This window comes from Klebsiella sp. A-Nf5 (assembly GCF_002810545.1).
Classification (GTDB): domain Bacteria; phylum Pseudomonadota; class Gammaproteobacteria; order Enterobacterales; family Enterobacteriaceae; genus Klebsiella; species Klebsiella variicola.
The window spans coordinates 13,701-40,344 of record NZ_PIOG01000131.1 but is presented as its reverse complement, the minus strand read 5'-3'; the positions used below and the strand labels follow the sequence as shown (position 1 = coordinate 40,344).

The window sequence follows — 26,644 nt, the reverse complement described above, 5'->3', positions numbered from 1 at the left end:
AACTGAAACATGACGCCCGGTAAAAGAAACTACCTCCTGTTGAGTCTTTTCGATTTCCTCTACCTGTTCGCCTGGTCGTCGACCATGGCTTTCTTCGTCATCTGGACCACCCAGCATCTTGGCATCAGCGCCACGAAGACTGGCCTGCTGTACTCGGTCAACGCCTTTATCGCCCTGCTGATGCAGCCTTTCTTCGGCTTTATCTCCGACAAATTCGGCCTGAAAAAACGGCTTATCTGGCTGCTGGTCGCCCTGCTCCTGCCGGTGGGGCCCTTCTTTATCTACGTTTACGCGCCGCTGCTGGTGCACAACTTTTGGTTTGGCGCGCTGCTGGGGGGGATCTATCTGGGGATCATCTTTAACTCCGGCTGCGGGGTGATCGACTCTTACATCGATAAGATTTCACGCCGCTACCAGTTCGAATACGGTCGGGTACGGATGTGGGGCTCGTTAGGCTGGGCAGCGGCGGCCTGGATTGTGGGTAAATATATCGACAGCAATCCTAATCTGGCCTTCTGGCTCGCCAGCCTCGCCATCGTCATCGCCGCCATCTGCTTTATGCTGACCAAAATTGAATTAACCGACGCCGATGTGGCGCGAAGCGAATCGCTGAAGGTCTCCCATGCCCTCGAGCTGGCGAAGAATGGTCAGTTCTGGATGCTGCTGCTCTTTACCCTGTTCGTCACGCAGATTTATGACACCTACGATCAGCAGTTTGCCCAGTATTTCTCGCTGCAGTTCCCGACGCCGGAGGAAGGCAACCGCTGGTACGGTATCCTCGCATCCGTTCAGGTCTGCGGTGAAACCCTGTTCTTATGCCTGATGCCGTGGTTTGTTAACCGGACCGGCGCCAAATGGGCGCTGATCATCGCCGGGTTGATCATGTCGGTACGCATTGTCGGGTCAGCCATCCCCCTCGGTCCGGTGTGGATTGGCGCGGTGAAAATGATGCATGCCCTGGAGAAACCGTTAATTCTGGTATCGGTCTTTAAATTCATCGCTGCCAACTTCGACCACAAGCTCTCTTCGACGGTCTATTTGCTGGTGCTGTTTGTCGCCTCGATCGCCACCGCCATTTACTCTCCGCTGGCAGGCTACCTGTACGATACCATTGGCTTCGCCGACACCTATCTGATCCTCGGCGGTATCGCCGGGCTCTTTACGCTGATCTCCATTTTCACCCTGAAGGATAAGCGCGAGCCGAAAAAGCCCAGCGCCAGGCCTTCCGGGGCCGTCACGCCGGCGCAATAAGTCTTTGCCCGGTAGCCACGCCGGGCGCTACACGTTGCGCGCAACTAACGGCTTTTGCAGGAGCGTTTCCAGCACCCGCAGCGGCGAGAGCTGCGGGTGACTCATCGCCTTCACCGGCAACAGGAAGGTTTGCTCAAGCAGATACTGGCCGCGCATTGCGGCGTGCGGAGTCTGATCGGAAAAGCAGATCCAGGTGCTGCCGGCGGCAAAGTCGATCTCCTGCTGCACCCCCTGTTGTTGGTACTCAGGGGTGCTTTTCATCGCATCGTGCAGGGCCAACATCAGATGATCGTAATGGCTGCGCCGACTTTTGGTGATCCCCAGCGCTGCCAGCAGCCAGGCGCCTGGCGGCGACCAGGGTTTCAGCTGCGGCAGAAAGCGCGCCGCGAGGGTATCGAAATGCTCCCCCGTCCGCCAGGTTCGCGGTTCGCCGCCAGGGTGAATATTGCAAAAGATGCGCAGAATACGGTCACCATTGACCGGGCGCGACGGGAAAGCATCCACGTGCAGGCGCGAATCGTCTTTGCGCCAGGAGGTCGTTTCACGCCAGTCGGCAATGGGATGCAAACGCAGACTGGTTTGCGGATGGTGCAGCGCCTCGCCATAGCCTGGCAATAACGCGTCAATCAGCTGCAGCGACATCTGGTGGTAACGCGCCATCAGCCGGGCGACGGCGGCGATTTTCTGCTTATCCGCCACGCCTCTGAGCGTTCGGGTGTCAGGTTGATAGCTGATATTCTTGCGCCGCGGCGCGACCAGCTCAGGGGTCAGCAACGCCTGCTCCGTGGCGGTTAATGAAAACGCCAGCTGCGGCAGATAGAGCACATTCCCCTGCTCAAGGGAGTGTTGGATCTGCGGCGGCTGCGGGGGGATCTCCAGATTACTGAATGGCAGGGTGGCAATCGCCACCGGTGCGCTTGTTGGTGTCATTTCCTTGCCTCTTCTCCTCGCGGTCACCGAGGTATTTAGTAAAGAAATTGTTATCAACTTGTAGATTACAACGTAAATGACGGGCGTTTTTATCAGGAATGGCGGTTTTGACCCGGCGCTGAAGCTCACGCGCCCTTCACCCGAGCGCTTTTTCACCATTAACCGCGATGGAGCTATACTCTTTTTCGCAAAGATCTGTAGAATTCCTGCCCTGACCATTCCAATAATTGAACACTTTTTAAGCTATGAGCAATGTCACGCACCAGCCGAAAATCGGCTTCGTCTCCCTGGGCTGCCCGAAAAATCTCGTGGACTCAGAGCGTATCCTGACCGAACTGCGCACCGAAGGTTATGACGTCGTCCCCACCTACGACAACGCCGATATGGTCATCGTTAACACCTGCGGCTTTATCGATAGCGCTGTGCAGGAATCGCTGGAAGCGATCGGCGAAGCGTTGAAAGAGAACGGCAAGGTGATCGTCACCGGCTGCCTCGGCGCGAAAGAGGATCAGATCCGCGAAGTTCACCCGAAGGTGCTGGAGATCACCGGTCCGCACAGTTATGAGCAGGTGCTGGAGCACGTCCACCACTACTCGCCGAAGCCGAAGCACAACCCGTTCCTCAGCCTGGTGCCGGAACAGGGTGTTAAGCTGACCCCGCGCCACTACGCCTACTTAAAAATTTCTGAAGGCTGCAACCATCGCTGTACCTTCTGCATCATCCCGTCCATGCGTGGCGATCTGGTGAGCCGTCCGATTGGCGAAGTGCTGGCGGAAGCCAAACGCCTCGCTGACGCCGGTGTGAAAGAGCTGCTGGTGATTTCTCAGGACACCTCCGCCTACGGCGTCGACGTCAAGCACCGTACCGGTTTCCACAACGGCATGCCGGTGAAGACCAGCATGGTCAGCCTGTGCGAAGAGCTGGCGAAGCTCGGCATCTGGGTTCGCCTGCACTATGTCTACCCGTACCCGCACGTCGACGATGTGATCCCGCTGATGGCGGAAGGCAAGATCCTGCCGTATCTCGACATTCCGCTGCAGCACGCCAGCCCGCGTATTCTGAAGCTGATGAAGCGTCCTGGCTCTGCAGACCGCCAGCTGGCGCGCATTAAGCAGTGGCGTGAAATTTGCCCGGATCTGACCCTGCGCTCTACCTTTATCGTGGGCTTCCCGGGCGAAACGGAAGAAGATTTCCAGATGCTGCTCGACTTCCTGAAAGAGGCGCGTCTCGACCGCGTCGGCTGCTTCAAATACAGCCCGGTAGAAGGCGCCACCGCCAACGAACTGGCGGATCAGGTACCGGAAGAAGTGAAAGAAGAGCGCTGGAACCGCTTTATGCAGCTGCAGCAGCAGATCTCTGCCGAGCGTCTGCAGGAGAAAGTGGGCCGCGAAATCATGGTACTGGTGGATGAAGTTGACGAAGAAGGCGCCATTGGCCGCAGCATGGCCGATGCCCCTGAAATCGACGGTGCGGTCTACCTGAACGGCGAAACCCGCGTTAAGCCGGGCGACGTGGTACGGGTGAAAGTTGAGCATGCCGACGAATACGACCTGTGGGGTACCCGGGTCTAATTCTGCTTACCAGATAGCGCCATACGGGGTTCTCCCGTAGGCGCCCCCCAAGCCCAGCAAGGACAGCGGGCGCGGAGCTGCTTTTATGCCGGGTGGTGGCTAACGCCTTACCCGGCCTACAGTTCGTGCGACCTGTCGTTAATTTATTCACCATTGTTGCTGAAACTGCCGGTGCTGGCCGGAGCCCGGGGGGACAGGGGACGGCGGCGACTGGCCGCCCCCTGTGCGCTCCCTGCGCTATGAGAGACATAACGCAGAAGACTAACCGGGAGCGCAATGTGCGCTGAAGCCACAAATAATATAAAGCACCGCACGGCGGAGCTTTCCCTCACCCTACCCCTTTAACTTCGGATCCAGCGCATCGCGCAAGCCATCTCCCAGCAGATTAAACGCCAGCACGGTCACAAAAATCGCCACCGCCGGAAACAGCGCCACGTGCGGGGACATCACCATATCCGCCCGCGCCTCGTTGAGCATCGCGCCCCACTCCGGAGTGGGCGGCTGCGCGCCGAGGCCGAGAAACGACAGGCTGGCGGCGGAAATAATCGACACCCCAATACGCATCGTGAAATAAACCACGATCGATGACACCGTCCCCGGCAGGATGTGGTTGAACAGAATGGTGGCGTCGCTGGCGCCGATGCTGCGCGCCGATTCAATAAAGGTCTGCTGCTTTAACACCAGCGTATTGCCGCGCACCAGACGAGCAAACGCCGGGATCGAGAAGATCGCCACGGCGATGATCACGTTGGCCATCCCGCTGCCCATGACGGCAACCACCGCAATCGCCAGAAGGATCCCCGGAAAGGCGAACAGCACGTCGCAAAGTCGCATAATGAGCCGGTCCCACCAGCCCTCATAGTACCCGGCCAGCAGCCCAAGCACCGTGCCGATGGCCGCGCCAATCAGCACCGCCAGTACCCCGGCAGCCAGCGAGATCTGCGCCCCGACCAGCACCCGGCTGAAAATATCGCGTCCCAGCGAGTCGACACCGAACCAGTGCACCAGCGAGGGCCCCTCGTTAAGCCGGTCATAGTCGAAATAATTTTCCGCATCGTACGGCGCTATCCATGGGGCAACGATGGCTACCGCAATCAGCAACAGCACGAAAATACCGGCGCCCATCGCCACCGGCTGGCGACGAAAGCGCCGCCAGAACTCATGCCATGGGGTATGGATCTCGCCGGGTCTGATACCCGGCATGGCGTTCAGCGCCGCCTGCCTTCTCCAGTTGAGCAATCGCACCTTACTTATACCTGATAGCCGGGTTAATGGCCGCGTACAGCACATCCACCACTAAATTGATAAGAATAAACTCCAGCGAAAAGAGCAGGACTTCCGCCTGAATCACCGGGTAATCGCGCATCTCTACCGAATCGACCAACAGGCGCCCAAGCCCCGGCCAGTTAAACACCTTTTCCACGACGATCGACCCACCGAGCAGAAAACCGAACTGCAGCCCCATCATGGTCACCACCGGGATCATCGCGTTGCGCAGGCCATGCTTGAGCACCACCCACGTTTCGCTCACCCCTTTCGCCCGCGCGGTACGCATGTAATCTTCATGCAACACATCGACGAACGACGCGCGGGTAAAGCGCGCCATGACCGCCGCCACCGCCGCGCCAAGGGTCAACGACGGCAAAATATAGTGCCGCCAGCTGTCGGCCCCCACCGTCGGCAGCCAGCCCAGCTCAACCGAAAACACCTGCATCAGCAGCATGCCGAGAGCAAAAGCCGGAAACGAAATGCCGCTCACCGCCAACGCCATTCCCAGACGGTCAGGCCAGCGATTGCGCCACACTGCCGCCGCGATCCCCGCCGCCATCCCGAACAATACCGCCCAGCTCATGCTGGCCAGCGTCAGCCACAGCGTGGGCATAAAGCGGCTGGCTATTTCACTGGAAACGGGACGCCGCGAGGCCATGGAAATGCCAAAATCGCCGCGCAGTACGTTGGTGATGTAGTGCCAGAACTGGACATGCAGCGGCTGGTCAAGCCCCAGTTGCTGGCGCACCATCGCCACCACCTGGGCATCGGCCTCCGGTCCGGCAATCAGCCGCGCCGGGTCACCGGGCAGCATATGGACGAACAAAAACACCAGTACTGCGACGATAAGCAGGGTGGGGATCAGCCCCAGCAGGCGCTTAATCACATAGTTGAGCATCATACCTCCGCAACCCGCCCCGCGGAAAAACCGCCCCCCGCGCGCTGGCGCCGGAGGGCATCATCCCATCCTTCACGGTGTTAAATCTGCCTGTTCAAAACTAAAGCCAGTATCCGGCTGGATATAGAAACCGGTGAGGTTCTTGCTGTGGGCGGAGACCAGTTTCTCGACCACCAGCGGTACCCACGGCGACTCTTTCCAGATAATATCCTGCGCCTCTTTATAGAGTTTGGTTTTCTCTTGCGGGTCGGTGGTTTTCAGCGCCTCGCTCAGCGCGTTATCCACCTGCGGGTTGCTGTAAAACGCGGTATTAAACAGCGTCGGCGGCCAGTTTTGCGAGGCGAACAGCGGCGACAGCGCCCAGTCGGCTTCACCGGTGGAGGCGGACCAGCCGGTATAGAACATCCGTACCCCGCTCTCTTTCTGCCCTTTACCTTCCACTTCCGCCGCCCGCTGACCAGCGTCCATCGCCGTCACCTGCGCCTTAATCCCCACCTGCGCCAGCTGCTGCTGGGTGAACTGCAGCACTTTCTGCGCGGTACTGTGATTATGTGATGACCACAGCGTGGTGCTGAAGCCGTTAGGGTACCCAGCCTCTTTCAGCAACTGGCGAGCTTTCGCCGGATCGTAGGGCCAGGCGGTGTAAGTCTGGGCGTAGGCAATCGACGGCGGCACCACCCCGGTCGCCGGGGTGGCGTATCCGGCAAACGCCACCTTGACCAGTGCCTGACGGTTAATCGCATAGTTGATGGCTTCACGCACCTTCGGATTTTCGAACGGCTTCTGCGTCACGTTCATGCTGATGTAGCGCTGCATGATCGACGGGCTGGCCACCAGCTCCAGTTTGCTGTTTTTTGCCAGCAGCGGCGCCTGTTCGTAAGGGATCGGGAAAGCAAACTGCGCTTCGCCGGTCTGCAGCATCGCCGCCCGGGTGTTGTTATCCACTACCGGACGCCAGGTGATGGAGTCCAGCTTCGGCAGGCCCGGCTGCCAGTAACCATCGAACTTGCTGACCTTCACGAAATCTGTCTGGTTCCAGGTGTCGAGCTTATACGGCCCGGTACCCACCGGATGGAAGCCAATATCCTTGCCATATTTTTTCAGCGCCGCCGGCGAAATCATCGCCGTTGCCGGATGGGCGAGAATGTTAATAAACGCCGAGAAGGGTTGCTTCAGGGTAATTTTGACCGTGGTCGGATCGACCGCCTCGGTGCTGGCGATATTTTTATACAGGTTATAGCGCTTGAGATGGTTATCCGGGTTACTCGCGCGATCAAGGTTAGCCTTGACCGCCTCGGCGTTAAAGTCGGTGCCATCCTGGAATTTCACCCCGCTGTGCAGCTTGATGGTGTACACCAGGCCGTCCGGTGACACGGTATAGCTCTCGGCAAGAACATTTTGCAGCTTCATCTCTTTATCAAGGCCGAACAGGCCTTGATAAAAGGACTTCGCCACCGCCTGCGACAGCGTATCGTTGGCATCATAGGGATCGAGCGTCGTAAAGTTAGACCCGACCGCCACTACCACATCTTTGGCGGCAAAGGCGGGGGCGCTCGCCAGGGCCGCCGCGATACTCAGCGCCAGCCACCATTTGCGTGAAACAGGTTGTGTCATCGTGTTCTCCTGAAAAAGTGCGTTATGTGTTGTTATGCTCTGCCCAGCACATCGGCGGACTCGCGGGCGACAAAGTGGCCCGGCCCAACCTGCTGCAATGGCACGCTGGCGATCTCCTCGCCCCGCTTATAGATATTGCCCGGGACGTCATCAGACAGCAGGACCCGCTGCGGATGACGGTAGGCCGGGTCGGCCACCGGTACGGCGGCCATTAGCTTACGGGTATAGGGGTGCTGCGGGTTTTCAAACACCGCGCGGCGCGGGCCTATTTCGACAATGCGACCGCGGTACATCACCGCCACGCGGTGGCTGATGCGCTCCACCACCGCCATATCATGGGAAATAAACAGAAACGCGATGCCCATCTCGCGCTGAAGATCGAGCATCAGATTGATAATCTGCGCCCGAATGGAGACATCCAGGGCCGACACCGACTCATCGGCTATCACCACCTTCGGATTCAGCGCCAGCGCGCGGGCAATGCAGATCCGCTGCCGTTGGCCGCCGGAAAAGGCATGAGGGTAGCGCCAGGCATGCTCCGGCTGAAGCCCCACGCGCTTCAGCAGCCAGGAAACCCGCTCACGGGCTGCTTCCCCGTGCAGCAGGCCATGCACCCGCAGCGGTTCCATAATCGAGTCACCGACCGTCTGACGCGGGTCAAGCGAAGCGTAAGGATCCTGAAAAATAAACTGAATATTGCGGCGCAGGGACTGCAGCTTGCTGCCGGAGAGCGTATCAATCCGTTGGCCGTCGAAGGTAATGGTGCCTCCCTGGGTCTCTACCAGTCTCAACAGCGCCCGGCCGGTGGTCGACTTGCCGCAGCCGGACTCGCCCACCAGCGACAGAGTTTCTCCCGGCCAGAGATCAAAACTGACCTTCTCCACCGCATGCACTTCGCGCGTCACGCGATTGAGCAGCCCGCCGCGCACCGGAAAACGGGCCACCAGGTCGCGCACCTGCAGGATAGGCTCCCCCGCCGCCACCGTGTCTGGCGTTTCTGTCTCCGCCTGCGGCTGACCGGGAAGCGAAAAACGGCGCGGCAGATCCTGACCCCGCATCTCCCCCAGCCGCGGGACCGCCGCCAGCAGCGACTGAGTATAAGGATGCTGCGGCGAACGAAAGATCTCCTCAACGCTGCCGGTCTCTACCGCCTCACCGCGATACATCACCAGCACCCGATCGGCGATATCGGCCACGACGCCCATATCGTGGGTGATAAAGATCACCCCCATCGCCATCTCCTTTTGCAGGACGGCAATGAGTTGCAAAATTTGCGCCTGGATGGTGACATCCAGCGCCGTGGTCGGCTCATCGGCTATCAACACCGCCGGCCGACAGGAGAGCGCCATGGCGATCATCACCCGCTGGCGCATGCCGCCGGAGAGCTGGTGCGGATAGCGTGAGAGCATCTCTTCCGCCTGGGGAATACGCACCTGGTCGAGCATCTTTTTCGCCGCGCGCAGCGCCTCTTCGCGCCCCAGCCCCTGGTGCAGGCGCAGGGATTCGGCAATTTGTTCGCCGATGGTAAAAACCGGATTCAGCGAGGTCATCGGCTCCTGAAAAATCATGGCCAGATCCGCGCCGCGCACCCGGCGCATCTCGGCGTCCGTTTGCTCATTGAGCGCGATCACCTGCCGGTTACGCCGCCGCAGCCACAGCCCCTCGCTGCTCACTTCGCTGCTGGCAGCGTCAAGCAAACGCATCAGCGCCAGCGCGGTCACCGATTTTCCCGAACCGGACTCACCCACTATCGCCAGCGTCTCGCCGCGACGCAGGCTGAAGGAAAGCTGACGCACAGCCTGCACCTCTGGCGCATCCTGTTGGCGAAAGGCCACGTTCAGGTTGCGCACTACCAGCACTTCGCAGGTATCGGTTTCGTGAGTTTGCGACAATCTCCCTCTCCCTTCTTCTATTCGCGATAAATGCCAATGGTCGGCGTATCGCCGGCATAGCACCAGGCGCGGTACATGCCCTCACTGTTAAACGGTAAAACGACGTTACCTTCGCGATCGACGGCAATCAGCCCGCCGCTACCGCCGAGAGCGGGCAGTTTTTCCATCACCACCCGCTCGCAGGCGGTGTAGAGACTCAGCTGACCATACTCCATTAAGGCGGCGATATCGTAGGCCGCCAGGGTGCGCATAAAGACTTCGCCGGTGCCGGTGCAGGAGACCGCCACGCTGGCATTGTTGGCATAGCATCCCGCGCCCGGCAGCGGGCTGTCGCCGACGCGTCCGGGCAGCTTGTTGGTCATGCCGCCGGTGGAGGTCGCCGCCGCCAGATTGCCAGCCAGGTCGAGCGCCACCGCGCCGACGGTGCCCATTTTCTGGCGTTCATCGAGCGGGGCGGCGTGGTGGTCGAGGATAATCTCCCCGCCCGCTTTCGCCTCCTGCAGCTGCAGCAGGCGCTCGGGCGTGGAGAAGAGATCGTTTTCGACGCGTTCCATCCCCCGGGAGAAGGCGAAATTTTCCGCGCCCTCGCCAATCAGCAGCACGTGCGGGCTCTCCTCCAGTACCAGACGCGCCGCCAGCACCGGATTACGCAAATGTTTGACCCCAGCCACCGCGCCCGCCTGCAGGCTATAGCCATCCATCACGCAGGCGTCCAGTTCATGGGTTTGATCGTGGGTAAATACTGAGCCCATCCCGGCGTTAAACAGCGGGCACTCTTCCAGCAGACGGACGGCTTCAGTCACGGTATCCAGCGCACTGGCGCCCGCGGCCAACATTTTCTGCCCGCTTTCGACGATTGCCGACAGCGCCGCCACATACTCCCGCTCCCGTTCCGGCGTCATCTGCGCGCGGGAAATCGCCCCTGCGCCGCCGTGAATTGCTATAACCGCTTTGCCCATTTCGCCAGTCCTTAACGATGAAGTGGATAGCCCCGCCCTGTTGCGCAGCGTCGCGGCGCCGGTCACGTCAGGAATAGGGTATTGATATCATTATATTGCTGAATGTCTTATACAATTTTTGAATATAGAAAGAGCGGCGGGCGATGTAAAGCCTCGTACCCAGGTGGCATACAGCCCGCGCCGCTTTTCTGCCATAATAGGCGTTTTCGCTGTTTTGCCCGCAGGAGTGACCCATGGATTTTACCGCCGGACTGATGCCGCTCGACACAGCCCTCACCCAGATGCTCGATCGTATTACGCCGCTGAGCGCGACGGAAACTGTACCGCTGTTGCAGGCCTTCTCGCGCGTGACCGCCCATGACATCGTCTCCCCGCTGGATGTCCCCGGCTTTGATAACGCGGCGATGGATGGCTATGCCGTCCGGCTAAGCGATCTTCGCGACGGCGCGGCGCTGCCGGTCGCCGGTAAGGCCTTTGCCGGCCAACCGTTTAACGAGACCTGGCCGGCGGGTACCTGTATCCGCATCATGACCGGCGCGCCGGTGCCTGCAGACTGCGATGCGGTGGTAATGCAGGAAGAGATCGAACAGACCGACGCCGGCGTGCGCTTTACCGCGCCAGTCAAAGCCGGGCAGCATATTCGCCGCCGTGGAGAAGATATCGCCCACGGCGCGGTGGTCTTCCCGGCGGGGACGCCGCTGACGGTGGCCGAGCTGCCGGTGCTGGCCTCGCTGGGCATTGCCGAGGTCGAGGTGGTGCGCAAGGTCCGCGTCGCGGTCTTCTCAACCGGCGATGAGCTGCAGCTGCCGGGTCAACCGCTCGGCGACGGCCAGATTTACGATACCAACCGCCTGGCGGTGCACCTGATGCTGCAGCAGCTGGGCTACGAGGTCATTAACCTCGGCATTATTCCTGACGACCCGGCGAAGCTGCGTGACGCGTTTATCGCCGCCGACCAGCAGGCTGACGTGGTCATCAGCTCCGGTGGCGTCTCGGTGGGCGAAGCCGACTACACCAAAACCATTCTTGAAGAGCTGGGCGAAATCGGCTTCTGGAAGCTGGCGATCAAGCCGGGGAAACCCTTCGCCTTCGGCAAACTCAGCAGCAGCTGGTTCTGCGGCCTGCCGGGTAACCCGGTTTCCGCCACCGTCACCTTCTGTCAGCTGGTGCAGCCGCTGCTGGCGAAACTCTCGGGCAAGCACGGCCCGCTTCAGCCACCCCGCCTGCGGGTACGCGCCGCCACGCGACTGAAAAAGTCCCCGGGTCGTCTCGATTTTCAGCGCGGTATTCTGCAGCGCAACCCCGACGGCGAGCTGGTGGTGACCACCACCGGCCATCAGGGCTCGCACATTTTTAGTTCCTTCAGCCTCGGCGACTGCTTTATCGTGCTGGAGCGTGAGCGCGGCCACGTTGAAGCAGGCGAATGGGTCGAGGTCGAACCGTTCAGTCACCTGTTTGGAGGGCGGTAATGACCGTTGAGCTGAGCGATGAAGAGATGCTGCGCTATAACCGGCAGATCGTCTTGCGCGGTTTTGATTTTGACGGCCAGGAGCGGTTAAAAGCCGCTCGCGTGCTGGTGGTCGGCCTCGGCGGGCTCGGCTGCGCCGCCGCGCAGTATCTGGCCGCCGCCGGAGTGGGTCAGCTCACCCTGCTCGATTTCGACACCGTCTCGTTGTCCAACCTGCAACGCCAGACGCTGCACAGCGACGCCACCCTCGGCCAGCCGAAGGTGGATTCTGCCCGCGAGGCGCTGGCGCGGATTAACCCGCACGTCCGGCTGGTTACGCTCAATGCCTTGCTGGATGAGACCGCGCTGGCGGGGCAGATTGCCGATCACGATCTGGTGCTGGACTGCACCGACAACGTCGCCATTCGTAACCAGCTCAACGCCGGCTGTTTCCAGCACACCACCCCGCTGGTCTCCGGGGCGGCGATCCGCATGGAGGGGCAAATCAGCGTCTTCACGTATCAGGATGGCGAACCCTGCTACCGCTGCCTGAGCCGTCTGTTCGGCGAAAATGCCCTCACCTGCGTCGAAGCCGGGGTAATGGCCCCGCTGGTGGGCACTATCGGTTCGCTGCAGGCGATGGAGGCCATTAAACTGCTAACCGGCTACGGCACCCCTGCCAGCGGAAAAATCGTGATGTACGACGCCATGACCTGCCAGTTTCGTGAAATGAAGCTGATGCGTCATCCGCAGTGCGAGGTATGCGGTTCGCACTAACCCCCCACACCGGCGACGAGGGTCGTCGGTGGTTTTGTGACCTCTCTCGTTATTTTATCCCCAGGGGCTTATCCCCATCCCGCTTATTGATTTGCGTCAATATAACTTTCATTCGAAAGTGTTTTTATGTTCATACGCAAACAAGAGGATAAGCCATGATCTTCAACATCCAGCGCTATTCCACCCATGACGGCCCAGGGATCCGTACCGTCGTCTTCCTGAAAGGCTGCTCGCTGGGCTGCCGCTGGTGCCAGAACCCGGAAAGCCGCGCCCGCAGCGAAGATCTGCTGTATGACTCGCGGCTGTGCCTGGCCGGCTGCGATTTGTGCCAGCAGGCGGCGCCGGAGGTTATCACCCGTACCCTCGATGGTTTGATCATTAATCGGCAAAACGTTAACGACAAGCATATTACTGCGCTGCGTGACTGCTGCCCCACCACCGCCCTAACGGTCTGCGGCGAGGAGAAAAACGTCGAAGCGATCATGGCGACGGTGCTGCGTGATAAACCGTTCTACGATCGCAGTGGCGGCGGCATCACCCTTTCCGGCGGCGAACCCTTTATGAACCCGACGCTGGCGCAGGCGCTTTTCGAAGCCAGCCATCAGGCTGGTATTCACACCGCCGTGGAAACCTGCCTGCACGTGCCGTGGAAATACATTGCTCCCTCCCTGCCCTTTGTTGACCTGTTTCTCGCCGACCTCAAGCATGTCGACGAAGCTGTGTTCCAGCAGTGGACCGACGGCAGCGCCCGCCGGGTGCTGGATAACCTGCAGCGTCTGGCGCAGGCAGGGAAAAAAATGATTATTCGCGTGCCGCTGATCCAGGGATTCAACGCCAGCGAAACCGACATTGCCGCGATCACCGATTTTGCCGCCGACCGCCTGCAGGTCAGCGAAATCCATTTCCTGCCGTACCACACGCTGGGAATGAACAAATACCAGTTACTCAGTCAGCCCTACACCGCACCGGACAAACCGCTGGATGCTCCTGAGCTGCTCACCTTTGCGCAAGATTATGCGCGGAGCAAGGGGCTAACGGCGATCTTACGAGGATAACCCTATGACGACCCTGAAACTCAACACCCTCAGCGCCCGCATCCAGGCCCATAAAATGGCGCTGGTGCATATCGTTAAGCCGCCGGTCTGTACCGAGCGCGCCCGCCACTACACCGAGATGTATCAGCAACATCTCGATAAACCGATCCCGGTGCGTCGCGCCCTGGCCCTCGCCCACCACCTGGCGGAGCGCACCATCTGGATCAAGCACGATGAGCTGATCGTCGGCAACCAGGCCAGCGAAGTGCGCGCTGCGCCGATTTTCCCGGAATACACCGTCAGCTGGATTGAGAAAGAGATCGACGATCTCGCCGACCGCCCCGGCGCCGGCTTCTCGGTCAGCGAAGAGAACAAACGCGTGCTGCATGAAGTGTGCCCATGGTGGCGCGGGCAGACCGTACAGGACCGCTGCTACGGTATGTTTACCGATGAGCAGAAGGCGCTCCTCGCCACCGGTATTATCAAGGCGGAAGGCAACATGACTTCCGGTGACGCCCACCTGGCGGTCAACTTCCCGTTACTGCTGGAAAAAGGCCTCGACGGCATGCGCGCCAAGGTTGCTGAACGCCGGTCGCGCATTAACCTGACGGTACTGGAAGACCTGCATGGCGAACAGTTCCTGAAAGCGATTGATATCGTTCTGGAAGCGGTCAGCGACCACAGCAAACGCTTCGCCGCACTGGCGCGCGAGATGGCGACAGCAGAATCCCGCGAATCACGCCGCCACGAGCTGCTGACGATTGCCGAAAACTGCGACATCATCGCCCATGAGCCGCCGAAAACCTTCTGGCAGGCACTGCAGCTGTGCTACTTCATTCAGTTGATCCTGCAGATTGAATCCAATGGCCACTCGGTCTCCTTTGGCCGTATGGACCAGTACCTCTATCCGTACTACCGCCGCGACGTTGAACTGCAGCAATCGCTGGATCGCGAACAGGCCATTGAGCTGCTGCACAGCTGCTGGCTGAAGCTGCTGGAGGTCAACAAAATTCGCTCCGGCTCGCACTCCAAGGCCTCTGCCGGCAGCCCGCTGTACCAGAACGTCACCATTGGCGGCCAGAACCTGGTCGACGGCCAGCCGCAAGATGCCGTCAACCCGCTGTCGTATGCCATCCTGGAATCCTGTGGTCGTCTGCGCTCTACCCAGCCGAACCTCAGCGTGCGTTACCATGCCGGGATGAGCAACGACTTCCTCGACGCCTGCGTCCAGGTGATCCGCTGCGGCTTCGGCATACCGGCGTTTAATAACGATGAAATCGTCATTCCGGAATTTATCAAACTCGGCATCGAGCCACAGGACGCCTACGATTACGCCGCCATCGGCTGCATCGAAACCGCGGTCGGCGGCAAATGGGGCTATCGCTGCACCGGCATGAGCTTTATCAACTTCGCGCGGGTGATGCTGGCGACGCTGGAAGGCGGCCGCGATGCCACCAGCGGTCAGGTATTCCTGCCCCAGGAGCATGCCCTGTCGAAAGGCAACTTCGCTAATTTCGACCAGGTGCTGGCCGACTGGGATAACCAGATCCGCTACTACACCCGTAAATCCATTGAGATTGAGTATGTGGTCGATACCATGCTGGAGGAGAACGTCCACGATATTCTCTGTTCGGCGCTGGTGGATGACTGTATTGAACGGGCGAAGAGCATCAAGCAAGGCGGCGCCAAGTATGACTGGGTTTCCGGCCTGCAGGTAGGCATCGCCAACCTCGGCAACAGCCTGGCGGCGGTGAAAAAACTGGTCTTCGATCAGGGCGCCATCGGCCAGCAGGAACTGGCGAAGGCGCTGGCGGAAGATTTCGACGGTCTGACCCACGAGCAGCTGCGCCAGCGGTTGATCAACGGCGCGCCGAAGTACGGTAACGATGATGACAGCGTCGACGAGTTGCTGGCGCGGGCCTACCAGACCTATATCGACGAGCTGAAGCAGTATCACAACCCGCGTTATGGCCGCGGCCCAATCGGCGGCAACTATTACGCCGGCACGTCCTCTATCTCCGCCAACGTTCCGTTCGGCGCCCAGACCATGGCGACCCCGGATGGCCGTAAAGCGCACACTCCACTGGCGGAGGGGGCCAGCCCGGCCTCCGGTACCGACCATCTGGGGCCGACAGCGGTCATCAGTTCGGTGGGCAAACTCCCCACCGGGGCGATCCTCGGCGGCGTGCTGCTTAACCAGAAGCTGAATCCGTCCACGCTGGAGAACGAGTCCGACAAGCAGAAGCTGATGGTGCTGCTGCGCACCTTCTTCGAGGTGCACAAAGGCTGGCATATCCAGTACAACATCGTGTCACGCGACACGCTGCTGGAGGCGAAGAAACACCCTGACCAGTACCGCGATTTGGTGGTCCGCGTCGCCGGATACTCGGCATTCTTCACCGCGCTGTCGCCAGATACCCAGGACGATATCATCGCCCGAACCGAACATACGCTGTAACCCTTCGTGCCCGCTGGCGCTATGCTTAGCGGGCCTACCCTGCTCCGCAGGCCGGGTAAGGCAACGTTGCCACCCGGCGTTTTCTGCGCTGAGTGAACTTTCATTCGAAATAAATTTGTGCTCCCCATCACATTGTAATTAGAATGTTACTGGTCGAAGTTAAGCCAGGAGCATCCCCTTATGACCGTTAAAGTTATCGTCACCGATATGGACGGAACTTTTCTCAATGACGCCAAGCAGTACGACCGCCCGCGTTTCCTCGCGCAGTTTGCGCAGCTCAAACAGCAAGGTATTGAATTTGTTGTCGCCAGCGGCAACCAGTACTATCAGCTGATCTCATTTTTTCCGGAAATCCGCGAGCAGATTTCGTTCGTCGCCGAAAACGGCGCGCTGGTCTTTGAGCATGGTAAACAGCTGTTCCACGGCGAACTGACCCGCCACGAATCGCAGGTGGTGATCGGGGAATTACTTAACGATCCGCAGCTGAACTTCGTCGCCTGCGGCCTGCAGAGCGCGTATGTGAGCGATAAAGCTCCGGATGCCTTCGTCGACCTGATGTCAAAGCACTACCACCGTCTGCAGCGGGTAAGCAATTACCATCGCATCGACGACACGCTGTTTAAATTCTCCCTCAACCTGCCGGACAGCGAGATCCCACAGCTGATCGATAAGCTGCACGTGTCGCTCGACGGGATCATGAAGCCGGTCACCAGCGGCTTTGGTTTTGTCGATTTGATCATCCCCGGCCTGCATAAAGCCAACGGCATCAGCCGCCTGCTCAAACGCTGGAACCTTTCGCCGCAGCAGTGCGTGGCCATCGGCGACAGCGGCAACGACGCCGAAATGCTGAAGCTGGTGAAATACGCCTTTGCCATGGGCAACGCTGCTGACAGCATCAAAGCCATCGCTGGCTACGCCACTGACGATAACAACCATGACGGCGCGCTGAACGTCATTCAGGCCGTCCTCGATAACACCGCCCCCTTCAACGCGTGACCCTTCGCCGGGGCAGCGCGCCCCGGCTTTTCCATTTTGTGCGCCGCAGCAAGATTTTAAACTTGCATTAACTCCATTTTAACTTAAATTAACGTTTGTAAGATTTAACACTTTCGAATGAAAGATACAGCGAGGTTATTATGGCTGCTCTCCCGACCCACGAAACATTACCTGCCGACCACAAAGCGGCAATTCGCCAGATGAAACAGGCCTTACGGGCGCAAATCGGCGATGTCCAGGCGGTATTCGATAAACTCTCGGCACGCATCACAGAGCGCCTGGAAGAGATTGAGGCCCTGAAAGCCGCAGGCCAGGAGGTCTGGCCGACGATCCCGTTCAGCGATATCGCCCAGGGTAACGTGAGCGATGCGCAGCGCGCGGCGATTAAGCGCCGGGGCTGCGCGGTCATCAAAGGCCACTACCCGCGCGAACAGGCGCTGGCCTGGGATAACGCGATGCTGGAATACCTCGATCTGAACCACTTCGATGATGTTTACAAAGGGCCTGGCGACAGCTTCTTCGGTTCGCTGGAGGCCTCGCGCCCGGAAATCTATCCGATCTACTGGTCGCCCTCACAGATGCAGGCTCGCCAGAGCGATGAAATGGCAGCAGTGCAATCCTTCCTCAACCGCCTGTGGCGCTTTGAGCAGAATGGCAAGCGCTGGTTCGATCCGGATGTCAGCGTGATTTATCCTGACCGCATTCGTCGTCGTCCGCCGGGAACCACGTCAAAGGGGCTGGGGGCGCATACCGATTCCGGGGCGCTGGAGCGCTGGCTGCTTCCCGCCTATCAGCAGGTTTTCGCCAACGTCTTTAATGGCAATATCGACGCCTACGATCCGTGGGACGCGGCGCACCGTACCGAAGTGGAAGAGTACACCGTCGACAACACCACCAAATGCTCGGTGTTCCGCACCTTCCAGGGCTGGACCGCGCTGTCGGACATGATCCCGGGTCAGGGGCTGCTGCACGTGGTGCCGATCCCCGAGGCGATGGCTTATGTGCTGCTGCGCCCCCTGCTTGACGATGTGCCGGAAGATGAACTGTGCGGCGTCGCGCCGGGCAGAGTGCTGCCGATCTCTGAGCAGTGGCACCCGCTCTTAATTAAAGCGTTAAGCTCGATTCCGGCGCTGAATGCCGGGGACTCCGTCTGGTGGCACTGCGATGTTATTCACTCAGTGGCGCCGGTGGAAAATCAACAGGGCTGGGGCAACGTGATGTACATCCCGGCCGCGCCGATGTGCGAGAAAAACCTCGCCTACGCGCAGAAAGTGAAAATTGCTGTGGAAAAAGGCGCCTCGCCGGGGGATTTTCCGCGCGAGGACTATGAAGCCAGCTGGCAGGGGCGCTTCACCCTTGAGGATCTGAATATCCACGGGAAACGGGCGCTGGGTATCCCGGTTTAATCATCATACAGCCCCTGCGGCTCGACGGCGGTATGGCTCTTGCCCGGCCGGATCCGCCGTACAGAATCGCGTACCACCAGCGTGCCGTGCAGCAGTAGCGAGCCGTGCGGAGCCTCCGGGCGCAGCAGGCGCTGCTGTAGCAGATGCACCGCCTCGCTGCCCAGCTCATCTCGCGGCACATGCACCGCGGTCAGCGGCACCTCCTGGATCGCCGCCAGATTAAACCCGTCGATACTCATTACCGAAACATCCTGCGGCACCCGCAGGCCTCGTTTTTGCAGGGCGCTGACGGTGCCGGCGGCCATGAAATCACCACCCACCAGGAAGGCGGTGGGCATCGGGCGCCCCTGTAAAGCGTCGAGCCAGACCCCGACCTGCTCTTCCGTCTCTCTGGCGCTAAAGTTGGCGACGCTGATGAGATCCCGGCTGGCGGTAAAGCGTAGATTGCGCGCGCGCCATGCCTCCTGGATCCCTCCCAGCCGTAGCTCCATGGTGTAGCGGCGCAGGCACATGACATTCATCACCGCCCGGTGACCCATATCAAACAGATAGCGCGCCGCGCACTGGCCAATCAGACGATGGTCGGGGGCAATGGACGGCAGCCGCATCCCTTCATCCCGACAGTTGATTAATACGCAGGGTTTACCCAGATCCGCCGCCAGGCCATGAATATGCGGATCGTCAATCCCCAGCAGCACCGCGGCCTGGGTCTCCGCTTCGTTCATGCGGGCAAGAAACAGATTGGCGTCGCTGTCGTTCTCGTCCAGCGCGCAGTAGCGCAGGCGCACTTCATGCGCCGCCAGCGCGTTATTGATGCTCTGGATCACGCGGTAGTAGAAGATATCCGACCGTTCATCGAAGGCGCGCTGCGGGGCAAACACCAGCAGATTATTGAGCAGCAGACGCCCGGCGGCCAGCCCTTGCATGACCCCCAGCTCGCGGGCGCAGTCCAGCACCGCCCGGCGCGCCTTGTCACTGGTATTCGCTTTCCCGGCCAGGACGCGTGAAACCGTGCTGGCCGACAGCCCGGTGCGGGCGGCAATTTCGGCAACGCGCAGCTTTTTATCCATTTTGTGATCCAGCTCCGATTGGAAAATGAAAGGATTTTCATAATCGCCAAAGCCCCTCACGCAAGCAAATATCACAGCGAAATATGAGATCTTCGTCATTTCATGAAAAAAATTGCATAAATAGCGCTATGCCCGACGATTTTTCTCCCTTAGCCTGAATTGGTCCAACACCTCCCATACTAGTCATACCAATGATGTTGAGATAAAAATTAGACTATTCAAATAGTTAAAAAAATATGTGACCACTCACGGAAAGAGGCCGTCACTTTCCCCCTACAAACGTCTTGTGGAGTGTGCTATGAGTCAAGGCCTCAACAATGATATCGCGGTCAGCAAAACGCGCCGGGTGGTAAAAAACCTGCGCTGGTGGGTGCTGGTCCTGTTTTTACTTGGCGTCACCGTCAACTACATCACACGCAACTCGCTGGGGATTATCGCCCCGGAACTGAAAGCGACCCTCGGCATTACCACCGAACAATATTCCTGGATCGTCGGCGCGTTTCAGCTGGCTTACACGATTTTCCAGCCGCTCTGTGGTTGGCTTATCGACGTCATCGGCCTGAAGCTCGGGTTTATGATCTGCGCTACCCTGTGGGCGCTGGCTTGTATCGCCCATGCCGGCGCCGGCAGCTGGCTGCACCTGGCTATGTTGCGCTTCTTTATGGGCGGCGCTGAAGCGGCCGCCACGCCGGCCAACGCCAAAACCATCGGCGAGTGGTTCCCGAAATCCGAGCGACCGATCGCCGCCGGCTGGGCTGGTGTCGGCTTCTCTATCGGCGCGATGCTGGCCCCGCCAATCATCTACTTCGCCCACGCCTCCTTCGGCTGGCAGGGTGCGTTTATGTTTACCGGCGCGCTGGCGCTGCTGTGGGTGGTGCTGTGGTGGGCTTTCTATCAGAACCCGGAAAAGCACCCGAACCTCAGCAAAAGCGAGCTGGAGTACATCAAGCAGGATAACGAAGCCCCGCCGGTGAAGCTGCCCTTTTTGACCGCGCTAAAAACCGTCTCAAAGAACAAACGTTTCTACGGGATCGCCATCCCCGCCTTTATGGCCGAGCCCGCCTGGGCGGTGCTGAGCTTCTGGGTGCCGCTGTACCTGGCGAAAGAGCACGGGATGGATCTGAAGCAGATAGCGATGTTTGCCTGGCTGCCGTTCCTCGCCGCCGACCTTGGCAGCGTGGTTAGCGGCTACCTCACCCGCCTGTACGTTCGCTGGTTCGGTTGTACGCGAGTCAACTCAGTCATCGCCAGCTCAGTGACCGGCGCGTTTCTGATGATCTCGCTGGCCCTCGTCGCCATCACCCGCGATCCCTATATCACTATCGTCCTGATCTCCATTGGCGGCTTCGGGCACCAGATCATCTCCTGCATGCTCAGCGCGCTGGTGGTGGAATCTTTCGACAAGGGGCAAATGGCGACAGTCAACGGCATGCGCGGATCCGCGGCATGGATCGCCAGCTTCCTGTTCTCGTTATTGATCGGGGTGACCGCCGATAAAATTGGCTTCAACCCGCTGTTTATCGCCATGGGTTTCTTTGACCTGATTGGCGCCGTTTTCCTGGTGGCATTTATTGCTGAACGTCGCGCCAAGCGCGCCTGAGAGTGGATGTAAAATATGAAGACGTTGAAACACTGGAGTTTGCACCAACAGCTGGAGCATCACGTTGAACTGACCGTCGATGGCCAGCACACCCTGTGCCTGTATGTGCTGGAAGAGAATTTGTTCCGCGTCCTGCTGAAGCGCCAGGGCCAGCTGGCGCTGGATCGCACCTGGAGTATCGCCCCGCAGCAGGATGTGCCGTGGGAAGGCCGTGCGCGGGATGACCTCAGCGGTTTTAGTCTCCCGGCCTGGCAGATGACCAAAGAAGATAACGCGCTGACCATCGCCACCCGCCAGCTGCGCGTCACCGTCCACCAGCCGCTTTGGCTGGAGTGGAGCTATCGCGACGACGCCGGTGAGTGGCAGACGCTCGCCAGTGACCGTCCCACCAGCGCCTATCTGGCAAACGCTCACGGGGATGGCGTCGCCCATTATCTCAGCCGCCGTAAAGATGAGCGTTTCTACGGCCTGGGCGAAAAGGCCGGCGACCTGCAGCGCAACGGTAAGCGCTATGAAATGCGTAACCTCGATGCCATGGGCTACAATGCCGTCAGCACCGACCCGCTGTATAAACATATTCCGTTTACCATCACGCAGCGCAGCGATATCAGCTACGGCCTGTTTTACGACAACCTGAGCAGCTGCTGGCTGGATCTGGGTAATGAAATCGACAACTACCACACCGCCTATCGCCGCTGGCAGGCGGAGGCCGGCGATATCGATTATTACCTGTTTACCGGTAAACAGGTGCTGGATGTGACCAAAGCCTTCGTCCGTCTGACCGGTAAAACCCTGTTCGGGCCAAAATGGAGCCTCGGCTACAGCGGTTCCACCATGCACTACACCGACGCGCCGGATGCGCAAAATCAGCTGATGAACTTCATCCGCCTGTGCGAGCAGCACGCGATCCCCTGCGATTCGTTCCAGCTCTCTTCCGGCTATACCTCGATCAACGGCAAGCGCTACGTCTTTAACTGGAACTACGACAAAGTGCCGCAGCCAAAAGTGATGAGCCAGTCGTTCCACGACGCCGGGCTGAAGTTGGCCGCCAATATCAAACCCTGCCTGCTGCAGGATCATCCGCGCTATGGCGAAGTGGCGGAGCGCGGTCTTTTTATTCGCGATTCGCAAAACGACGCGCCGGAGCGCTCCAGCTTCTGGGACGATGAAGGGTCGCATCTCGACTTCACCAACCCGCACACCGTGGCCTGGTGGCAGGAAGGCGTGACCACCCAGCTACTGGAGATGGGTATCGATTCGACCTGGAACGATAATAACGAGTATGAGGTGTGGGACGGCGAAGCGCGCTGCTACGGCTTTGGCCGCGAAATCGCCATTAAGCATATTCGCCCGGTGATGCCGTTGCTGATGATGCGCGCCTCCATGGAAGCCCAGCAGCGCTTTGCGCCACAAAAGCGCCCGTATCTGATCTCCCGCTCCGGCTGCGCCGGGATGCAGCGCTACGTCCAGACCTGGAGCGGCGACAACCGCACCAACTGGGATACATTACGCTATAACACCCGCATGGGATTAGGCATGAGCCTGTCCGGGCTGTTTAACGTCGGCCACGACGTCGGCGGATTCTCCGGCGATAAACCTGAGCCGGAGCTGTTCGTGCGCTGGGTGCAAAACGGCGTGATGCATCCTCGCTTTACCATTCACTCGTGGAATGACGACCAGACGGTCAATGAAGCCTGGATGTACCCGGAAATCACCCCGGCGATCCGCTCAGCCATCGAACTGCGCTACCGCCTGCTGCCCTATCTGTACACTCTGCTGTGGCAGGCGCATGCCGATGACGAACCGATGCTGCGCCCGACCTTCCTCGATCACCAGCACGATACCCAGACCTTCGCCGAGTGCGATGACTTCCTGCTGGGTCGCGATCTGCTGGTGGCCAGCGTGGTCGAGCCCGGCGCCCGTCAACGCCAGCTGTGGCTGCCCGATAATCAGGACGGCTGGTACGATTTTTACAGCCACCAGTGGTTCGCCGGCGGCCAGTGGGTGACGCTGGACGCGCCGCTGGAAAAACTGCCGCTGTTGGTTCGCGCCGGCGCCGGTCTGCCGCTCAGTGAACGTATCAGCCATGTCGATGCGCAAAAAGACGATCGTCGCGAACTGCAGTTGTTCCCGCTGAAAGGTACCGGCTCAACCCGCGGTCTGCTGTTTGAAGACGACGGCGAAAGCTGGGGCTATAAAGAAGGTGATGCGCTATGGCTGGAGTGGGAAATGATCTGCAGCGCCAACAGCATAAACCTGAATATCAACGCTCGCGGCAACTATCGCCCGGCGTGGAAAGCGCTGAAGCTGTCATTACCGGCGGGAGAAAAGCGCAAGCTACTGGTGAATGGCGTCGAAGGAACGGAGTGGAGGCGCTAAGCGATATGCCGGGCGGCGGCTTACGCCTTGCCCGGCCTGGATTTAATGATGTTCCCGGATTGCGCTACGCTAATCCGGGCTACAAACGGGTGGCCTCAAAATCCCCGGTGGCGCTACCGCTTACCGGGGCTACAGCACTGTGCGGTTTGGTAGCCCGGGTAACAGACAGTTTCAGTCACCATGGGTACAAGATAGAGCTCTTAAGCTCACAATGGCACGGACCGTAGGCCGGATAAGGCGCAGCCGCCATCCGGCGCGAAAGTGGCTCTTTACCCGCGCTTATTGCCCGGCGGCGCTACGCTTGCGCGGGCCTACAGATCACATGCCAGGCGTAGCCCGGGTAAGGCGTAAGCCGCAACCCGGGTAACGGGCAGGGATTACTCGATACCTTTGCTGCGCAGGTAGTCTTCGTAGTTGCCGCTGAAATCGATAACGCGTTCAGGGGTGATCTCCAGGACGCGGGTCGCCAGCGAGCTCACGAACTCGCGGTCGTGAGAGACGAAGATCAGGGTGCCCTGATACATCTCCAGCGCCATGTTCAGCGATTCAATCGATTCCATATCCAGGTGGTTGGTCGGTTCGTCCATTACCAGGATGTTTGGCTTCTGCATCATCAGCTTACCGAACAGCATGCGCCCTTTTTCACCACCAGAAAGGACTTTCGCCGGCTTTTTGATATCGTCCTGGCTAAACAACAGACGACCGAGGATGCTGCGTACTGCCTGCTCGTCATCGCCTTCCTGTTTCCACTGGCTCATCCAGTCAAAGACCGTCAGATCGTTCTCGAAATCTTCGGCATGATCCTGCGCGTAATAGCCGATACGGGCGTTTTCGGACCACTTAACGGTACCGTTATCTGCTTCCAGCTCGCCCACCAGGGTTTTCAGCATCGTTGATTTACCGACGCCGTTGGTCCCCAGCACCGCCAGCTTCTCGCCAACCTCCAGCAGCAGATTCACCCCTTTGAACAGTGGGCCGTTATCAAAACCTTTCGCCAGCGCTTCCACTTCCAGCGCATTACGGAACAGTTTCTTATCCTGCTCGAAGCGAATAAACGGGTTCTGACGGCTGGACGCTTTCACTTCATCCAGCTTAATTTTATCAATCTGACGGGCGCGAGAGGTCGCCTGACGCGATTTAGAGGCGTTGGCGCTAAAGCGGCTAACGAAGGACTGCAGGTCAGCGATCTGCGCTTTCTTCTTGGCGTTATCCGCCAGCAGACGTTCGCGTGCCTGGGTCGCCGCGGTCATATACTCGTCATAGTTGCCCGGATAGACGCGCAGCTCACCGTAATCGAGATCCGCCATGTGGGTGCAGACCATGTTCAGGAAGTGACGGTCGTGCGAAATGATGATCATGGTGCTGTCACGTTCGTTCAGCACCTGCTCCAGCCAGCGAATGGTGTCGATGTCGAGGTTGTTCGTCGGTTCGTCGAGCAGCAGGATATCCGGATTGGAAAACAGCGCCTGCGCCAGCAGGACACGCAGCTTCCAGCCCGGCGCGACTTCGCTCATCGGGCCGTAATGCTGTTCAACCGGAATGCCGACGCCGAGAAGCAGTTCGCCGGCGCGCGCTTCGGCGGAGTAGCCGTCCATCTCGCCGTATTTGACTTCCAGATCGGCCACTTTATAGCCGTCTTCCTCGCTCATTTCGGGCAGCGCGTAGATGCGATCGCGCTCTTGCTTCACTTCCCACAGCTCGCCGTGGCCCATGATAACCGTATCCAGCACGGTGAATGCTTCGAAGGCGAACTGATCCTGGCGCAGCTTACCGATACGCTCGTTCGGGTCGAGAGAAACGTTGCCCAGCGTCGGCTCGAGATCGCCGCCGAGGATCTTCATAAAGGTCGATTTACCGCTGCCGTTGGCGCCGATCAGACCATAACGGTTGCCGCCGCCAAATTTAACGGAGATATTTTCGAACAGCGGCTTACTGCCAAACTGCATGGTAACGTTGCTGGATACTAGCACGGGGATATCCTGAAAAAAGAGAATGAGGGGTGTGACACAACAGACATTATGCCAGCAAATGACACACTTTTCACGGCCTGCGGTAAATTCCACCGCGGCGCTTGTGCTAAGGTCTTTGTCAGATGAGCCACAGACCAGGGCTCAAACGGTTATTCTGTACGTCATTATGAGGAACCCCATGACCACCAGCCTACCGCGACACCCGGCCTTTTTATCCCTGCAGGGCGGTATCAATTTTCGCGATCTGGGCGGCCAGCGTGCCGCCGACGGACGCACGGTACGCAGCGGCAAGCTGCTACGCTCCGGCGCGCTAAACCAGTTGACGGCGGACGATCTCAACCACCTGGCGACGCTGCCGCTCAGTCGGGTGCTCGACTATCGCGACCCCGGTGAGGTGCAGCGCACGCCTGACAAGCTTAGCCCGCTCACTCATTATTTGAACGCGCCAGCCAATCCGCCGATCAGCGATGTGAATGCGAAGGTCACCGAGCTGAATGCTGCCACCCTTAACGCGCTGAACGGTGAACAGTTTATGCTGCAACTCTATCGCCAGCTGCCGTTTAACAATCCGGCCTATCGCCAGCTCACTGCCTGGCTGACGGCCCCTTTTGAAGGGGCGTTACTCCAACACTGCGCCGTCGGCAAAGATCGCACCGGCGTCGGCTGCGCGCTGACGCTGTTTGCCGTCGGATGCGACAGCGAGACGGTCATGGAGGAGTATCTGCTTACCCACGGTATGCTGACGCAGGTGGAAGCCTGGATGCTGGAGATGCTCGGCAACGACCTGACGCCCCAGGGACGCCAGAGTCTGGCGGATATTCTGACGGTGAAAGAGTCCTATCTCGCCGCCGCGCTGTCGGCCATCCACCAGCGCTATGGTAGCGTCGACGCCTGGCTGGCAGAAGAGTACCAGCTCACCGCCCCGGCCCGCGCTTCGCTACAGGACCGGTTACTGGAAGGATAACCTCCCTGTGAACCGCGTGGGAGGCGGCGGTCGCATTGTCCGCCAGGCCCCGACAGTCGAGACGACAGGGAAAAAAATGTGATTTCGTACACATCTGATTTACCTGTTCAGCGGAATGCACATATAATGCGCTCCCATCTACTGTCTCAATCATTAACA

General features: G+C 59.4%; 18 protein-coding genes and 1 pseudogene. 11 read left to right on the top strand and 8 right to left on the bottom strand.

Annotated elements, in window-relative coordinates; translation table 11 throughout:
• Positions 1-9 precede the first annotated feature (9 nt).
• Positions 10-1,251 carry an oligosaccharide MFS transporter gene (locus CWM53_RS12830; protein ID WP_061155223.1) on the top strand — a complete coding sequence of 414 codons (1,242 nt, stop codon included), beginning with the start codon at positions 10-12 and terminating at the stop codon, positions 1,249-1,251.
• Positions 1,252-1,278: 27 nt separating this feature from the next.
• On the opposite strand, the gene CWM53_RS12825 is transcribed toward CWM53_RS12830, so the two are convergent.
• Complete coding sequence (locus CWM53_RS12825) at positions 1,279-2,181, bottom strand: Kdo hydroxylase family protein (RefSeq protein ID WP_100729804.1); 903 nt, start codon at positions 2,179-2,181, stop codon at positions 1,279-1,281.
• Positions 2,182-2,426: 245 nt separating this feature from the next.
• Here CWM53_RS12825 and rimO point away from each other — a divergent pair, with 245 nt between their 5' ends.
• Complete coding sequence (gene rimO / locus CWM53_RS12820) at positions 2,427-3,752, top strand: 30S ribosomal protein S12 methylthiotransferase RimO (RefSeq protein WP_061155225.1); 1,326 nt, start codon at positions 2,427-2,429, stop codon at positions 3,750-3,752.
• Positions 3,753-4,085: 333 nt separating this feature from the next.
• Here the strand turns inward: rimO and gsiD are convergent, their stop codons facing one another.
• The 5 genes from gsiD to iaaA all read right to left on the bottom strand — a co-directional run bounded on the left by gsiD (position 4,086) and on the right by iaaA (position 10,384).
• Entirely contained in the window at positions 4,086-4,997 is a 912-nt protein-coding gene (gene gsiD / locus CWM53_RS12810) for a glutathione ABC transporter permease GsiD (protein WP_004147729.1), read from the bottom strand.
• Between the two features lies 1 nt (position 4,998).
• Entirely contained in the window at positions 4,999-5,919 is a 921-nt protein-coding gene (gsiC, locus tag CWM53_RS12805) for a glutathione ABC transporter permease GsiC (RefSeq protein WP_008805798.1), read from the bottom strand.
• 72 nt (positions 5,920-5,991) lie between these two features.
• Complete coding sequence (gene gsiB / locus CWM53_RS12800) at positions 5,992-7,533, bottom strand: glutathione ABC transporter substrate-binding protein GsiB (RefSeq protein ID WP_074386452.1); 1,542 nt, start codon at positions 7,531-7,533, stop codon at positions 5,992-5,994.
• Between the two features lie 32 nt (positions 7,534-7,565).
• The gene (gsiA, locus tag CWM53_RS12795) at positions 7,566-9,425 is read right to left on the bottom strand and encodes a glutathione ABC transporter ATP-binding protein GsiA (protein WP_100631672.1); all 1,860 of its coding nucleotides are present in this window, start codon (positions 9,423-9,425) and stop codon (positions 7,566-7,568) included.
• A 17-nt stretch (positions 9,426-9,442) separates the two neighbouring features.
• Positions 9,443-10,384, bottom strand: a complete 942-nt coding sequence (gene iaaA, locus CWM53_RS12790) for a beta-aspartyl-peptidase (protein WP_074386454.1) — start codon at positions 10,382-10,384, stop codon at positions 9,443-9,445.
• 233 nt (positions 10,385-10,617) lie between these two features.
• Between iaaA and moeA the strand changes: the two genes are divergently transcribed.
• The 6 genes from moeA to CWM53_RS12760 all read left to right on the top strand — a co-directional run bounded on the left by moeA (position 10,618) and on the right by CWM53_RS12760 (position 18,502).
• Positions 10,618-11,853, top strand: a complete 1,236-nt coding sequence (gene moeA / locus CWM53_RS12785) for a molybdopterin molybdotransferase MoeA (RefSeq protein WP_100729805.1) — start codon at positions 10,618-10,620, stop codon at positions 11,851-11,853.
• Complete coding sequence (gene moeB / locus CWM53_RS12780; protein WP_061155230.1) at positions 11,853-12,608, top strand: molybdopterin-synthase adenylyltransferase MoeB; 756 nt, start codon at positions 11,853-11,855, stop codon at positions 12,606-12,608. Before moeA ends, moeB begins: the two co-directional genes overlap by 1 nt.
• Positions 12,609-12,763: 155 nt before the next feature.
• On the top strand, positions 12,764-13,663 hold the full coding sequence (locus tag CWM53_RS12775) for a glycyl-radical enzyme activating protein (protein WP_074386456.1): 900 nt from the start codon (positions 12,764-12,766) through the stop codon (positions 13,661-13,663).
• A gap of 4 nt (positions 13,664-13,667) precedes the next feature.
• Positions 13,668-16,100 carry a formate C-acetyltransferase/glycerol dehydratase family glycyl radical enzyme gene (locus tag CWM53_RS12770; protein ID WP_100729806.1) on the top strand — a complete coding sequence of 811 codons (2,433 nt, stop codon included), beginning with the start codon at positions 13,668-13,670 and terminating at the stop codon, positions 16,098-16,100.
• Positions 16,101-16,280: 180 nt separating this feature from the next.
• Positions 16,281-17,096 (top strand): Cof-type HAD-IIB family hydrolase, encoded by an 816-nt coding sequence (locus CWM53_RS12765; protein ID WP_100729807.1) that lies wholly within the window; start codon positions 16,281-16,283, stop codon positions 17,094-17,096.
• Between the two features lie 140 nt (positions 17,097-17,236).
• Positions 17,237-18,502 carry a DUF1479 domain-containing protein gene (locus CWM53_RS12760; RefSeq protein WP_100729808.1) on the top strand — a complete coding sequence of 422 codons (1,266 nt, stop codon included), beginning with the start codon at positions 17,237-17,239 and terminating at the stop codon, positions 18,500-18,502.
• Here CWM53_RS12760 and CWM53_RS12755 read toward each other — a convergent pair.
• The gene (locus CWM53_RS12755) at positions 18,499-19,572 is read right to left on the bottom strand and encodes a LacI family DNA-binding transcriptional regulator (RefSeq protein WP_100631675.1); all 1,074 of its coding nucleotides are present in this window, start codon (positions 19,570-19,572) and stop codon (positions 18,499-18,501) included. The genes CWM53_RS12760 and CWM53_RS12755 overlap by 4 nt on opposite strands.
• Positions 19,573-19,870: 298 nt before the next feature.
• Here CWM53_RS12755 and CWM53_RS12750 point away from each other — a divergent pair, with 298 nt between their 5' ends.
• Complete coding sequence (locus CWM53_RS12750) at positions 19,871-21,172, top strand: MFS transporter (protein ID WP_100631676.1); 1,302 nt, start codon at positions 19,871-19,873, stop codon at positions 21,170-21,172.
• Between the two features lie 15 nt (positions 21,173-21,187).
• Positions 21,188-23,551 (top strand): glycoside hydrolase family 31 protein, encoded by a 2,364-nt coding sequence (locus CWM53_RS12745; protein WP_100631677.1) that lies wholly within the window; start codon positions 21,188-21,190, stop codon positions 23,549-23,551.
• Positions 23,552-23,928: 377 nt separating this feature from the next.
• Here the strand turns inward: CWM53_RS12745 and CWM53_RS12735 are convergent, their stop codons facing one another.
• A complete protein-coding gene (locus tag CWM53_RS12735) occupies positions 23,929-25,521 on the bottom strand; it encodes an ABC-F family ATPase (protein WP_061155238.1) in 1,593 nt (530 codons plus the stop codon).
• 48 nt (positions 25,522-25,569) lie between these two features.
• Here CWM53_RS12735 and CWM53_RS12730 point away from each other — a divergent pair.
• Positions 25,570-26,485, top strand: a pseudogene (locus CWM53_RS12730) (tyrosine-protein phosphatase).
• Positions 26,486-26,644 lie beyond the last annotated feature (159 nt).

Coding starts and splice junctions, on each gene's coding strand:
- CWM53_RS12830 (WP_061155223.1), top strand. CDS start 10: ATGACGCCCGGTAAAAGAAACTACCTCCTGTTGAGTCTTTTCGATTTC.
- CWM53_RS12825 (WP_100729804.1), bottom strand. CDS start 2,181: ATGACACCAACAAGCGCACCGGTGGCGATTGCCACCCTGCCATTCAGT.
- rimO (WP_061155225.1), top strand. CDS start 2,427: ATGAGCAATGTCACGCACCAGCCGAAAATCGGCTTCGTCTCCCTGGGC.
- gsiC (WP_008805798.1), bottom strand. CDS start 5,919: ATGCTCAACTATGTGATTAAGCGCCTGCTGGGGCTGATCCCCACCCTG.
- gsiB (WP_074386452.1), bottom strand. CDS start 7,533: ATGACACAACCTGTTTCACGCAAATGGTGGCTGGCGCTGAGTATCGCG.
- iaaA (WP_074386454.1), bottom strand. CDS start 10,384: ATGGGCAAAGCGGTTATAGCAATTCACGGCGGCGCAGGGGCGATTTCC.
- moeA (WP_100729805.1), top strand. CDS start 10,618: ATGGATTTTACCGCCGGACTGATGCCGCTCGACACAGCCCTCACCCAG.
- moeB (WP_061155230.1), top strand. CDS start 11,853: ATGACCGTTGAGCTGAGCGATGAAGAGATGCTGCGCTATAACCGGCAG.
- CWM53_RS12775 (WP_074386456.1), top strand. CDS start 12,764: ATGATCTTCAACATCCAGCGCTATTCCACCCATGACGGCCCAGGGATC.
- CWM53_RS12770 (WP_100729806.1), top strand. CDS start 13,668: ATGACGACCCTGAAACTCAACACCCTCAGCGCCCGCATCCAGGCCCAT.
- CWM53_RS12765 (WP_100729807.1), top strand. CDS start 16,281: ATGACCGTTAAAGTTATCGTCACCGATATGGACGGAACTTTTCTCAAT.
- CWM53_RS12760 (WP_100729808.1), top strand. CDS start 17,237: ATGGCTGCTCTCCCGACCCACGAAACATTACCTGCCGACCACAAAGCG.
- CWM53_RS12755 (WP_100631675.1), bottom strand. CDS start 19,572: ATGGATAAAAAGCTGCGCGTTGCCGAAATTGCCGCCCGCACCGGGCTG.
- CWM53_RS12750 (WP_100631676.1), top strand. CDS start 19,871: ATGAGTCAAGGCCTCAACAATGATATCGCGGTCAGCAAAACGCGCCGG.
- CWM53_RS12745 (WP_100631677.1), top strand. CDS start 21,188: ATGAAGACGTTGAAACACTGGAGTTTGCACCAACAGCTGGAGCATCAC.